The following is a 12,559-nucleotide window of genomic DNA, read 5'->3' as shown; positions in this document are numbered from 1 at the left end:
GCGTGATGCCGGTCACTGGTAAAATTCTTCGATCGTTCACATCTTCGTCAGCAGGGACGTGCTATCGGCGTCTCATGTTCGAGCTGGAAAGCTGACGGTCATGGCGGGTCATATCGGCCGCTTCATTCAAAGATATGTGCCCACGCGGGAGCATCTCGCGGGCAACCGCTTCCTGCGTCCTGTCTCGCGCTATGTCGGCAACCCGAACGTCTGGCACTTCAATCGGCATTCGGTCGCGCGGGGCGTCGCGCTCGGACTGTTCCTGGGGTTCGCGATCCCTATGGGCCTGCAGCTGATCGTCGCTGCGCTGACGGCCGTTTCGACGCGGGCGAACCTCGCCGTGACAGCGTTGTTCACCTCTGTCTCCAACCCGTTCACCGTGGTTCCGATCTATTTCGCCGCGCTGAAGACCGGCGACTGGCTGCTTGGCTATAGGGAGCGCCCGCACCCCGGTAAGGAGCAGCTGCTCGACATCATCGCCGGCGCGCCGGTGCCGATGCTGGTGGGCGGTGTCTTTTTCGCCGCGATCTCGGCTGCCGTCGGCTTTCTCGCGGTGCATTTCGCCTGGCGCTGGTGGGTCGCCCGGCGTTGGCGCGCCCGGCTTGCCCGTCACCGCGCGGCGGCCTAATCGCTGCGCTCATGACCGGCGAACTCAAGACGAAGCTTATCGAAACCAAGAAGGCCTGGGCGCGTGCGGGGCGCCTGCTCACGGGCAAGACGGCCGAGCATGGTGTCGACCGTCTGCCACCTGGGCAGCGCCTGGTCGAGAACTGGCCGGTACTAGACCTCGGTATCCAGCCGCACGTTCCCAGGGATGATTGGCGCCTTAGCGTGGGCGGCCTGGTGGAAACCGAACTGGCCTGGGGCTGGGACGACCTCTTGCGGCAACCGCAGGTAGAAATGGTCTCGGACATCCACTGCGTTACCCAGTGGTCGCGCTACGATAATCGCTGGACCGGGGTGACCACGCGCCACCTTGCAGAGATGGTGACGCCGAAGCCCGAGGCGCGCTTCGTGCTGCTGTCCGCTTATGACGGCTATACGACGAATCTGCGCATCGAAGACTTCCTCGACGAAGATTGCCTACTTGCCCATGCGCATGACGGCGAACAGATCGAGCGCGAACATGGCGGCCCGGTGCGACTGGTGGTGCCGCGCTATTATTTCTGGAAAAGCCCAAAGTGGCTGAAGCGGATCACGTTCGCCGCCGAGGACAAGCCCGGCTTCTGGGAAGAGCGCGGATATCACAATGTCGGCGATCCATGGCTCGAGCAGCGCTACGAATAACCTCGCGCGCGCAGTCGGCGCTTCAAGTTCGGCAGCGAAGTCCATAGCGCTGTGAGGGCCATGTTTCGGTCGGAAGAGAGTGAGAACCTGCTGTTCGCCGCGAGGAATTGCGGTGAACTTGATGGCTGAAGTGCCGCCTTGGTTAGCGAGAAATTCGACAGCATTGCAGGCGCGCATTGCGATTGACTTGCAGAAGCGCTTTCAATAGCGCGCCCCGAAAAAGGGGGTTTCGATGAAAAACACTGCACTGCTCGCCGCGGCGAGCTTGCTGGCACTCACTCCGTCTGTCGCACAGGCTCAGGCGTCGGACGCTCTCGATCCCGGGGCGGCTGGCACCACCCAGGCACCCGAGGAGCTTCCCGGCACGATCATCGTTAGCGGCGAGAAGATCGACCGCACGCTTCAGGACACCGTCACCAGTGTGTCCGTCACGACAGCAGAGCAGATTGCCGTACGAAACATTCAGACCTTGCAGGAGGTCTATAACCGCACGGCGAACGTCTCCGAGACTTATGGTTCGTACGGCTTCACGATCCGGGGCATGGACAATCGCGGCGTCAGCGGCGGCGGCGACGCGGCGCTGGCAACGGTGTATGTCGACGGCGCGCCGATCCCGTCGACCGCGCTCCATGGAGCGCCGACCGACACTTGGGATGTCGAACAGGTCGAGATCTTCCGTGGTCCCCAGTCTACGCTACAAGGCCTGAACTCGCTTGCCGGAGCGGTGCATGTCCGCACGCGCGATCCCCAGTTTTACTGGGGCGGGCGGGCGCAGGCACGCGCTACGCTCGAAGAGGAATTCCAGGTCTCTGCGGCGGGCGGGGGCCCCCTGGTCGAAGATGAGCTCGCATTTCGCGTCTCGGCTGATTTTCGCGACGAACGCGGACTGATCTACAATCCCACCCGAGACGAATATTCCGATGCACTGGAGGCGGTAAATCTGCGCGGCAAGTTGCGCTGGACACCCGAAGCCCTGCCAGGCTTCGACGCGGTGCTCAGCTACACACATTACGATCGCGACGGGGCATATTATTACAGCTACTCGGATTTGAGCGTCGACGACATCTACGATGACCGCCGGAATTTCTCCGATACCGAGAATACCGGCAAGACGAACGTCGACATCGCGACGGCCGAACTCAGCTACGAGATCAGCCCGCAGCTTACGCTGACCAGCATCACCTCCTACAATGACGTGGTCGAAGACAATCAGTTCGATGCGGATTTCTCGCCCGCGACCGACGGCTTCGGGTCGCAGGATCGTGCGTTTGAAACGCTGACCGAAGAGTTGAGGCTGACTTATGAAGGCGAACGGCTGAACGGCGTATTCGGCTTGTTCTACTACGACCGCGATCAGGTTCTGCAGACCGATAGCCGCTCGCTCGTTCCCGTGCCGACCGCAACCGCCGAAGCCCTGCTGGTGTCGGGGCTCGTGGGCATGGGCTTCCCTCAGGCACAGGCCGAAGCATTGGCGCCCACCATAGTGTCGGCTTACACCGCGCAGCTTCCTGTCATTCCGGTGGACTACGTCAGCTATGCGCCGAACAGTGTTGAGACCTATGCGGTGTTCGCCGATGCGAATTTCGCTCTCACCGACCGCGTCAATGTGATTGCGGGCTTCCGCTACGATCATGAGGACAGCCGCATCGCCGTCGAGCAGGACGGTATCTTTGCAGGAACCTACCCGACGAGTACGGATCCGCTTTTCGCGCAAGCCTTTCTGGCACTCAACGCCGGTATCGAGGGACTGATCAGCAGCGCGAGCGGATCGCTGCCGGAAACCGACGAAAGCTTCGATGCCTTCCTTCCGAAGCTCGGTGTCGAGCTAAGCTGGTCTGATGACCTGACGACCGCTTTCGTGGTTCAGCGGGGGTATCGCTCGGGTGGTACCAGCTTCAACGTCCAGACCTCGACCCCCTACAGTTACGACCCGGAATATACGTGGAACTACGAGCTGTCCTTGCGGGCGCGACCTGCTCCCGGCGTCCAGATTCTCGCGAACGCATTCTACGTCGACTGGTCCGACCAGCAGGTTACGGTTCAGGGTCCCAGCGGCATCTACGACACATTCACGGCCAATGCCGGCGAGTCCCATGTCTACGGCTTTGAGCTGGAGGCGCAGCACCATGTGAACGCATCTTTCGACTGGTACGCATCGGTAGGGCATGTTCAGACCGAGTTCGACGAGTTCACGGTTGACCCGAACGAAGGCGCCGTTACCGATTTGTCGGACACTGAATTTGCTTATGCGCCCGACTGGACGCTGGCGGCCGGTGCAAATTTCCGTAGCGGGAATTTCGTCGGCAATATCAACGCCAGTTATCGAAGCTCGGTATATTCGACCACCGGCGTAAACCAGGTACAGCAGCGCCTCGACGAGCGGACGGTGGTCAATGCCAGGATCGGCTATGACTTTGGCGACGCCATGCTCTACGTCTTCGCCAACAACCTCCTGGACGAGGACTATATTCAGTATCTGAACCCAGTCTATAACGTCGCTGTCGTCGGCGACCCCCGGATCGTCGGCATCGGGTTGGAAGTGGGCTTTTGAGCGAAGCGGCAGTCATGTCGATGATGGCCGCCCTTGCCGCCGGTGGCGGCATCTCGCTGCGCCGGTCATGGGGGAGTAGAGGCAAGGGCGGCGGCGTCGCGAAAGCCGGCGGCTGGGCGCTACTTCTGGCCGCCTGCACGCTCGGGAGCGTTACCCTCGGCAGTATACGCGGCGTGTTTGTGGCTATGACCCTCGCCTCCGTCGCCGTACTGGCCGTCGTAGCTGGCGGCATGGTCGTGCGCGAGCCCAGGCGTTCGGCGCGCAACAAAAGCCTCGCGCCCGAACCGCTCGAGCGTAAACCGAGCTGGTGGCGGAGCACGCTCCGCTGGCTGCTTGCCGGGCCGATTGGCATGGTAGCGGCAATGGCTGTCGGCATCTTCTGGTCGGTATGGGCCGGCGGGGCCGAGCAGACCCGTCTGGTCATCGGGGGGCTGCTCGTCCCGGTGACCTGGGGCGCTGCGATGGCGTGGACGCTTGCAGACAATCGCATTCTGCGCGCAACGGCCGTACTGGTTGGTGTTGCCGTGCTCGGGTTCGGGCTTTCGATCCTGAAAGGCTTCGGATGAGCGTCGAGGCACGCCGCAAGCCTTTGATGTCCCGGATCCCGCCGGGCTTCGTGCAAGCCGTACTCAAGGGGCATAGTGCCCTCGGTCTTGCCTTCGCCGCGGCGATCTACATCGTATGCCTGTCGGGGACTCTGGCGGTCTTCGTCCACGAGTTCGCCGCGTGGGAGAACCCCAAGGTACAACGGACCAGCCAGGTAACGCCCGCCGACCTCCAGCGGGCGTTGGAGCGTTCAATCGAACAGGCTTCGGGCGAGGTGCATCACGTCCGACTCGCCATACCCACCGCGGATCAGCCCTTTCTTACCCTCTATGTGGATGCCGAGGAGGGGCGCACCGCCTTCGTTGCCGATGCCGATGGAGATGTCGCCCCTCTGAAACGGGCCTGGAGCGAGTTTGTCACGCGCCTGCATATCTTCCTGCATCTGCCGTCGGCATGGGGCATATTCATCGTCGGGATGACGGGGGTGGCGCTGCTCTCGTCGCTGATCTCCGGTCTCTGCGCGCATCCGCGCATCTTTCGCGACGCCTTTCACCTGCGCGTCGGCGGATCCGAACGTCTGCAGGAGGCGGACCTTCACAACCGGATCGGCGTATGGGGCCTCCCATTCCATCTTGTCGTGTCACTCACCGGCGCATTTCTGGGGCTGACGACAATCATTGTCGGCGTGTTGGGCATGGCCATGTTCAGTGGTGACACCGGACGTATCTACGCCCTTTTCACGCCGCCCGAACCGCCAGAAAATTCGGCAGCCGCGCCAATTCTCGACTTGCAGCCCATGTTCGAACGCTTGCCCGACGGCGATATGCTGGAACGCATTACCGTGGAGCATCCCACCGAAGCGGGCGCGGCCGCAATCTTCGACCTCCGGAACGAACAAGCACTGGCCGGGGTACGCAGCGTTGGGATCACTCGGTCCGGGGACATCTATTACAAGAAGAACATCGCCGACGGCTCGCTTGGCGAGCGTGTTTTCGGTGCTCTCGGTCCCTTGCATTTCGGTTGGTTCGGCGGGGGCATCGTCAAGATCGCCTACGGACTTCTTGGCCTCGGCATGACCTATCTTGCTGTAGGCGGCGTGAACATCTGGCTGGTACGCAGGCGCGACAAGGGGCGTCCGGCGCCGGGCTGGGAGCGCGTTTGGGCGGCAGTGGTCTGGGGACAGCCTGTCGGACTGGCCGCCGCGGCCCTCTGCGCGGTCCTCTTCCCTGGCGGGCACTACACCGCCCTGATCGCTATATGGGGCGGGGTCTGCCTTGCCATGCTCGCTGCCGCGGCCTTTTTCTCCCCGAACAGTCTCACTCTGGGAGGAAAGGCGGCCGCGGCTGGGCTTGCGGTCGCAATCGGCCTCGTTCACGCGGTGAGCCTTGGCGGCGCTCGGGTGTCTGGCCTGGTATGGCTGGTGGACGCGCTCCTGATCGCAGTGGGGGGCGGGGTCCTCTACTATCTTGCCCGGCAGGGTCGCAGGCAGCGGCGTCCCGATCCAGTTCGCGAGTAGGTTCGAAGGTTCGACCGATGAGGCGCCGGCGATGCCGGAGGAGGTTCGACGAACCGCCAGCGGCTCAGGGGAGCCGGGTGTTCGGGGACTATTTCGGCCTTCTTGGGTTCGGGTTTGGCAGTTCGTCAGCCTGTGCCGACGAAATCCGATTGCGGGTTGGCCTGAACAGACCGGAAAGCTAAGGCTCCCCGGGCGTCGGGGAGTAGCGCAGCCTGGTAGCGCATCTGCTTTGGGAGCAGAGGGTCGCAGGTTCGAATCCTGTCTCCCCGACCATTTTACCAGAGCGTTCCATCGCTCCGAAGCTCAACAAAGATATATACAGCGTCCGGATTGCTGCTGCGGCTTCCGGGAGGGTGGAATCGGGCTTCCTGAGGAAAACCCCTCGCGATCAGGGACCTTAGCGCAGATCGCGGACCATATATTGCGCTCCCGGGCCATAGGCGGTGAGGGGGGCTTCGTCGCTCAGAAGCGTGCCGTGCCTAAAGCCCGCTGCGCGCCAGAAGGCCGTAGACCCTGCCAGGGACGTGAGCGCCAGCCTCTCGAAAGCGGCCTGCCGCGCATGAGTTTCCAGCCGGCGCACCATGGCGCCGGCCAGGCCTTGTCCGCGCCGGGCCGGCGCGAGCGTAAGATCATGCAGGTAGAGGCAATCACACTGCGGCGGCAGTGCGCCCAGCTTCTGGTTCAGCGCGGGCACGCGGCCCGTTATCCACGGATGTGAGAAGACATATCCGCCCACATTCTCCGTATCGAGAGGGAGCACGAAACAACCCTCCGGGTAGAGCCAGAGCTTTTCGGCGAACACGGCCCGGTCTTCACGGTAGTCCGGAAAGACCTCGTCCGCGAGCCGAACTGTGGCGGCAAGGTCTGCCGGCCGCATGGGCTGCCACGCCCCAATGGCGTCGTTGACCGGCGTACACGTCATTTTTCCACACTACTCCAAATCGGGAAGCTGCCACGTGCCAAGCTTCAGCGCGATGGTGCCAAGCATGCACCGCCTTCCACCGGTTTCGCAAATGGCTGGAGCGCTTCGCCATTGCCAATAAGCTGCGGAAAAAGAGCCCGAGGAGGTCCATCTATGTTCCCCAAGATCATCGCGAAGCGCGCCGGCGCGCGGTCAATCCTTACTGCCGCAACCGCGCTGACGGTATTTTCGTCGGCTTCTCCAGCCAGCGGGCAGACGCAGACAGACCCCGCCACGCCGCAGGCCGAGTTGCCGTTGACGATCAACGACGGCTTCGACGGCCCGGACGCGCTGCGCTTCGACTGGCCCGAAATCCTCATCGGTACGGGCCAGTATGAAGACGGTCCGACGGGCGCCACGGTGATCCGCTTCAAGGAGGGCGCACAAGTCGCGATGGACGCGAGCGGCGGGGGGCCCGGTACGCTCAACAGCGACTATGTCGCAATCGGCTATCCGCATGCCCTCGTCGACGCCATCGTGCTGTCCGGGGGGACGTTCTACGGCCTGGAAACGGCAACGGCGCTGAACACGGCCCTGCTCGATGACGGCACGCGCAGCGGGGCCTGGAACAATGTCGGGCTGACGCTCGGCTCGATCATCTACGACATGGGTCCGCGCCGCTATAACGAGATCTATCCCGACAAGCGGCTCGCTCAGGCGGCGTTGCGGGCGGCGGAGCCGGGGGTGTTCCCGCGCGGCGCCTATGGAGGGGGGCGTTTCGCTGTGAACGGGGCGCTGTGGGGCTGTCACGCGAAATCGGGCCAGGGCGCCGCGTTTCGGCAGATCGGCGACATCAAGGTAGCGGTGTTCACCGTGGTCAATGCGCTTGGCGCGGTGACCGACCGCGACGGTAACATCGTCGCCTGCTACAAGCGTCCGGGCTGGCCCGACAACCTCACCGCGCACGACCTGATGAGCGCGACGCCGGATAGCCTGCAACCCGACTGGGACGGCGAGCATGACGAAGATCCCGACCGGCTGAACACCACGATCAGCGTCGTCGTCACCAATCGCAAGATGAGCCAGGTGGAACTGAAAAGGCTGGCGGTACAGGTGAACACATCGATGGCCCGCGCGATCCAGCCTTACGCCACCGAGCTGGACGGCGATGTGCTGTACGCCGTTTCGACCGGCGAGGTCCAGGCCGGGCCGGGAGACAGCCTCGTTACTGCCGAGATCGGCACCGTCGCCTCGGAGCTGATGTGGGACGCCATCTTGTCGGCCGTTCCGGAGCAGCCCGAGGTGGTCCAGCCTCTCGCCGGCGCACGGCCCGACCCGGCGCTTCTCGCCGGTTATGCGGGCGACTACCGCTTCAGCGACTATGCAAGTTTTCGCGTTACGGCTCGCGGCGGAAAGCTTTACGCGGAGGGAACCGGCAACCGCGAGATACGCTACCTTCCGTCGGGCGAACAGACCGAGCTGCAACCGGCAGAAGGCGGGCTGTTCACGGTGCCCAGACGCTATCCGATGGTTCTGCGGTTCGAGGCGGATCGGGTGGTCGTCAATCCTGGCCGCTGGCAACAGGTGGGCACGCGCACAGGCGAGTAAGCCAGCGGGTGGTGCCGGGGATGCACCACGGCTTTCCTGTTTTCGCATCTCGTATGATGCGCCCAAAGATCATTCACTTCAGGAACCGTTCGACCAGGGGGGTTTCATGCGCAAGTTTATTCTTCTTTCCGGCACTGCCGTCCTTTTTGCCTCGGCCAGTCCGGCCAGCGCGCAGACAGAATCGCAGACCGAAGACGACCAGTATTCTGGTGACGTCATCGTCGTCACCGCACTGAAGCGGGAGCAGAGCATCACCGAGGTGCCAACGGGCATTTCGGTGCTCGGCGGCCAGGAATTGGAGGAGCGGGGGATCGAGACGATCCAGGACCTGTCCTTCGCCGTTCCCGGCCTCACAATGCGTGAGGACGGACCGGGCAGCTACACCATCTTCCTGCGCGGCCTCGCGAACCAGTCGGGTTCGGGCGCGCTCGTGGGCATGTATCTTGACGAAGCCCCGCTGTCGCTCTCCGGCTATGACCAGCTCTCTCCCGCCACGCTCGACTTCGAGCGCGTCGAGGTCCTGAAGGGGCCGCAAGGCACCCTTTATGGCCAGAATTCGGCCGGCGGCGTTGTACGCTTCATTTCCAACAAACCCGACCTTTACGAGGTGGGCGGCAGTGTCTCGGGTGAGTTGTACACGGTCGAGGAAGGCGAAGTGGGAGCGCGCGGCACTGCCGTCGTGAACCTGCCGGTCAGCGAGGGCACCTTCGGCATTCGCCTCGCCGCCCTTTACGAGGATGGCGGCGGCTGGATCGACCAGCCCGAGGCCGGCATCGAGGATGGAAATGGCACGCAGCGCGTCGTCTTCCGCGGCCGCGCCCGCTGGCAGCCGAGCAGGGCCTTTACGGCAGATGCGATGGTCCAGGTGCACCGCGCCGATACGAAGCTGGGCGCCGGTTATGAGGAACCCGACCGCACTGTCGACATCGGCGCGGATCGCAGCAAAGTGCTCATTCCGAAGCAGTTCGACTTCACCATCTACAATCTCGAACTGAACTATGATTTCGGCTTCGCACAGCTGGTCAGTTCGACGACCTACGCTGATCACGACCATGATTATCCGTTCCCGTACATCGCCCGGCCGGGCAACGTCGACTACGGCTATACCGAGGGGAATGACGACCGCTATATCGAGGGCGACCAGTTCTCGCAGGAATTGCGCCTCGTTTCCGACAGCGGGCCGCTCGCCTGGACGCTTGGCGCATTCTACACCGACGGCGATCGCAGCCTGACGGCGGATTACGAATATGTATATGCGCCGAACGGCGACCTCTATGAGGGCGGGGGCGTGCTTTATGACGATCTCTACTATTATTCGGAGAACTCGTCCGAGACCTACGCCTTCTTCGCCGACGCGGCCTATGACCTGACCGACCGGCTGACGGTCGGTGCCGGCGTCCGCTACTTTCACGACGAGCAGACCAGCCTGATCGAGTATGCGCCGGGCACCGGCACTCCGCAGGAGGGCAAGTTCGAGTCGACCGACCCGCGCGTCTATGCCTCTTACGACGTTTCCGACGATGCCAGTATCTACGCCAGCTTCGGCGAAGGTTTCCGGAGCGGCGGCTTCAATACCGCCCCGTTCGACCCGTATGGTCCCGAGGACATCGCGACCTACGAGATCGGCACACGCGGTGCGGTGATGAACGGTGCGGTGCGGTTCGATATTGCCGCGTTCCACACCGATTATAACGACATGATCCGTCGCCGGCTCGTGAACGTGAATGGCCAGCTTCTTGGCGAAAGCAGCAATATCGGCAAGGTCGAGGCGGAAGGCGTCGAGCTGGGCCTGCAGGTGGAGCCCGTCCGCGGCCTGACGCTGGGCTTCAACGGTGCCTATATCGACAGTGAAGTGGTCGACACAGCAGGTACAGACCCGGTGAACGATCCCGGTGACCGCACCGACTATGTGCCGAAATTCTCCTCTACCGTCAGCGCGCAGTACGACTTTCTGGTGGGCGGCACGAACGAGGCCTTCTTCCGCGTCGACTGGAACCACCGCGACAAGCTGAGCTATATCGACCGGTCGTCCTTCATCCCTTCGGCCTTGCCGCAAACCTCGGACGAGCTGGACCTGATCAACATGCGCCTCGGCTTCGACTTCGGCCAGATGAATGTCGAACTGTACGGCCAGAACCTGACCGACCAGAACAAGGCGATCGACCCCTATGTCGGCTGGGCGAACTCCAACCGCACGCGCCCGCGCACGTTCGGCGTCAAGCTAGGTCGGGAATTCTAGCGAGCCAGGCACCTTTCCGGGGGCTCTCCCGGTCAAAGGTCGAGAAGCGCCGGTTCCTGCGGGAGCCGGCGTTTTTCTTTGCGCCTGGCCCTGCCGGCAAGGCGCGGGGCGCGGACCTTCGCCTCCACAGTGGAAGCAGGCGAGGGGCCTGAGAGGTTCGGGGGTGAGAGGGCAACGGCCGCCTCGCCGATGCCCGATATCGATGCGAGCTTCAGGAGTTAGGTGCTGCCGACGGCTTTTAGGGCCGATCAGTTGGAAGCCGAACGTGCCAGGGCCCTTTAAGATGTACGCGAAGCTGTCCTCTGGCGACTGGCCAAGAAGCGCGCACCGGACCTGTAGCTATTGCTCTTGCGCATCTCGTGCAGAACGGGGGGCAGCGTCGCTGCGCCTATGCGCCGGCGTCGCCGTTCTGGCCGCGCATGGCACGATGCAGCGGCCGCGCGAGCAGGATGAGCAGCACCGCGCCCGACCCTACCACTGCCGCATGCAGCAGCCAGAAATAGGCTGCGTCCATCCGTTCGAAGAAGCGACCGAGAAAGCCGCTGCCGAAGCCCCCGACGAAGATACCCAGATAATAGCAGCTTACCATCATCGCGTTGACCGAGGGCGGGGCCACCCGAGAGGTAAGCGCCATAGCCACCGGACCGACATAGAGAAACCCGATGGCGCAGACGAAATGGAAGAGGATCGGCCAGATGATCGCCACCCGGGCAGATCCGGCCAGTATTTCTCCGGCGACGAGCATCAGACAGGCCCCGGCGAAGACGGCGCAGCCAAAGGCGATCTTGGCCAGGTCGCTCGGCGCCGTTCGCCGTTTCGCCTGGCGCTGCCAGAACCAGATGACCGGCGGCGCGAGAACGAGCACGGCGAGGGAATCGAGCGACTGAAACCAGGTGACCGGCATTTCGAACCAGCCGAAATCGCGCATCACCCGGTCTTGCACCCATAGCGGGTAGGTGTTCCAGACCTGTGTCTGCACCGTCCAATAAAGCGCGGTAATGACCAGGATGACGAGCACGGCCATGATCCGCCGCCCGTCGCCAGGTTGCAGGCCGGCGACCGGTGCATCGGTCGCTGCGGCGCGATTGTCGGGCAAGTGGCGGGTGCCGGATCGATAGATTGCGAGCGACAGGGCCATGCCGATCCCCGCCAGGCCAAAGCCGTAGTGCCAGCCGTAAAGTTCGCCCAGCGTTCCGCAAGCGAGCGGCGCCAGGAATGCCCCGACATTGATCGCCATGTTGTACAGCGAAAAGCCGGCGTCGCGCCGCTGGTCGTCGCGCGCATAAAGATCGCCTACCTGCGCGGCCAGATTGCCCTTCAACAGGCCCGACCCGATGATGAGTGCCGCGAGCGCCGCCAGAAACACCACGTCGAAGGCCATCATGAAATGGCCCACGCACATGAAGATGGCGCCGAGCGATACGGCCTGCCGCCGACCGAGCCAGCGGTCGCCCAGCAAACCTCCGAGCACCGGCGCGAAATAGACCAGCCCGACATAGATGCCGAAGGTCTGCGTCGCCAGCGCCTGCGGGCTGAGGTCTCCGAAGACGCCGTGCATGACGCTGCGAAAGGCGTCGAACCCGGCCACTTTCTCGCTATGTTCGGGCAGGAACAGATAGCCGGTCATGTAGAGCACTAGGAGCGCCTGCATGCCGTAGAAGGAGAATCGCTCCCACGCCTCGGTGAAGACGATGAAGCCAAGGCCCACCGGATGGCCGAAAAATCCGCGCCCACTCCGGGCTTCGCTGCGGTCTGCTGCGGGCAGGGGGGAGGGAGATGAACTCGCCACCCTAGCGGCCGGGACCGAAGCTGGCGTCATGGCGGGGGGCATGGCAAGCGTGGCTTGCTAGGGCATGATGGACGAGCGGTAAGCCTGGGTCGCTGGCCGGCAGCATCGATATCCGTCGTCGC

The 12,559-nt window shown here is 63.3% G+C and carries 9 protein-coding genes and 1 tRNA gene; 8 read left to right on the top strand and 2 right to left on the bottom strand.

Annotated features, from left to right (window positions below):
- The first annotated feature begins 100 nt into the window (after window positions 1-100).
- From KCN53_RS07825 to KCN53_RS07800, 6 genes are all read left to right on the top strand, one after another.
- Window positions 101-628, top strand: coding sequence for a DUF2062 domain-containing protein (locus KCN53_RS07825; RefSeq protein ID WP_088712874.1), 528 nt, complete (start codon window positions 101-103; stop codon window positions 626-628).
- An 11-nt stretch (window positions 629-639) separates the two neighbouring features.
- Window positions 640-1,287, top strand: coding sequence for a sulfite oxidase-like oxidoreductase (locus KCN53_RS07820; protein WP_088712875.1), 648 nt, complete (start codon window positions 640-642; stop codon window positions 1,285-1,287).
- Between the two features lie 232 nt (window positions 1,288-1,519).
- Window positions 1,520-3,838 carry a TonB-dependent receptor gene (locus KCN53_RS07815; RefSeq protein WP_088712876.1) on the top strand — a complete coding sequence of 773 codons (2,319 nt, stop codon included), beginning with the start codon at window positions 1,520-1,522 and terminating at the stop codon, window positions 3,836-3,838.
- Window positions 3,835-4,404: a hypothetical protein gene (locus KCN53_RS07810; RefSeq protein ID WP_224199513.1), complete on the top strand. Its 570-nt coding sequence runs from the start codon at window positions 3,835-3,837 to the stop codon at window positions 4,402-4,404. The genes KCN53_RS07815 and KCN53_RS07810 overlap by 4 nt, the downstream gene beginning before the upstream one ends.
- Window positions 4,401-5,900 (top strand): PepSY-associated TM helix domain-containing protein, encoded by a 1,500-nt coding sequence (locus tag KCN53_RS07805; protein ID WP_224199511.1) that lies wholly within the window; start codon window positions 4,401-4,403, stop codon window positions 5,898-5,900. Before KCN53_RS07810 ends, KCN53_RS07805 begins: the two co-directional genes overlap by 4 nt.
- Before the next feature lie 196 nt (window positions 5,901-6,096).
- A tRNA-Pro gene (locus KCN53_RS07800) sits at window positions 6,097-6,173 on the top strand.
- A gap of 124 nt (window positions 6,174-6,297) precedes the next feature.
- On the opposite strand, the gene KCN53_RS07795 is transcribed toward KCN53_RS07800, so the two are convergent.
- On the bottom strand, window positions 6,298-6,822 hold the full coding sequence (locus KCN53_RS07795) for a GNAT family N-acetyltransferase (protein ID WP_207790613.1): 525 nt from the start codon (window positions 6,820-6,822) through the stop codon (window positions 6,298-6,300).
- Window positions 6,823-6,975: 153 nt separating this feature from the next.
- On the opposite strand from KCN53_RS07795, the gene KCN53_RS07790 reads away from it, so the two are divergent.
- A complete protein-coding gene (locus tag KCN53_RS07790; protein ID WP_088712877.1) occupies window positions 6,976-8,409 on the top strand; it encodes a P1 family peptidase in 1,434 nt (477 codons plus the stop codon).
- Window positions 8,410-8,515: 106 nt separating this feature from the next.
- Window positions 8,516-10,648: a TonB-dependent receptor gene (locus KCN53_RS07785; protein ID WP_172406252.1), complete on the top strand. Its 2,133-nt coding sequence runs from the start codon at window positions 8,516-8,518 to the stop codon at window positions 10,646-10,648.
- Window positions 10,649-11,036: 388 nt separating this feature from the next.
- Here KCN53_RS07785 and KCN53_RS07780 read toward each other — a convergent pair whose 3' ends face one another.
- Window positions 11,037-12,467, bottom strand: a complete 1,431-nt coding sequence (locus KCN53_RS07780; RefSeq protein WP_088712879.1) for a peptide MFS transporter — start codon at window positions 12,465-12,467, stop codon at window positions 11,037-11,039.
- Between the last annotated feature and the right edge of the window lie 92 nt (window positions 12,468-12,559).

Origin of the sequence: Pacificimonas aurantium (assembly GCF_020092905.1) — a bacterium.
Lineage (GTDB): Bacteria > Pseudomonadota > Alphaproteobacteria > Sphingomonadales > Sphingomonadaceae > Pacificimonas > Pacificimonas aurantium.
The sequence above is the reverse complement of the archived record's forward strand: the minus strand, read 5'-3'. Positions and strand labels throughout refer to the sequence as shown.

What these genes read in the sequence shown, in the direction of transcription:
- KCN53_RS07825 (WP_088712874.1), top strand. Translation starts at nt 101, where the DNA reads ATGGCGGGTCATATCGGCCGCTTCATTCAAAGATATGTGCCCACGCGG.
- KCN53_RS07820 (WP_088712875.1), top strand. Translation starts at nt 640, where the DNA reads ATGACCGGCGAACTCAAGACGAAGCTTATCGAAACCAAGAAGGCCTGG.
- KCN53_RS07815 (WP_088712876.1), top strand. Translation starts at nt 1,520, where the DNA reads ATGAAAAACACTGCACTGCTCGCCGCGGCGAGCTTGCTGGCACTCACT.
- KCN53_RS07805 (WP_224199511.1), top strand. Translation starts at nt 4,401, where the DNA reads ATGAGCGTCGAGGCACGCCGCAAGCCTTTGATGTCCCGGATCCCGCCG.
- KCN53_RS07795 (WP_207790613.1), bottom strand. Translation starts at nt 6,822, where the DNA reads ATGACGTGTACGCCGGTCAACGACGCCATTGGGGCGTGGCAGCCCATG.
- KCN53_RS07790 (WP_088712877.1), top strand. Translation starts at nt 6,976, where the DNA reads ATGTTCCCCAAGATCATCGCGAAGCGCGCCGGCGCGCGGTCAATCCTT.
- KCN53_RS07785 (WP_172406252.1), top strand. Translation starts at nt 8,516, where the DNA reads ATGCGCAAGTTTATTCTTCTTTCCGGCACTGCCGTCCTTTTTGCCTCG.
- KCN53_RS07780 (WP_088712879.1), bottom strand. Translation starts at nt 12,467, where the DNA reads ATGACGCCAGCTTCGGTCCCGGCCGCTAGGGTGGCGAGTTCATCTCCC.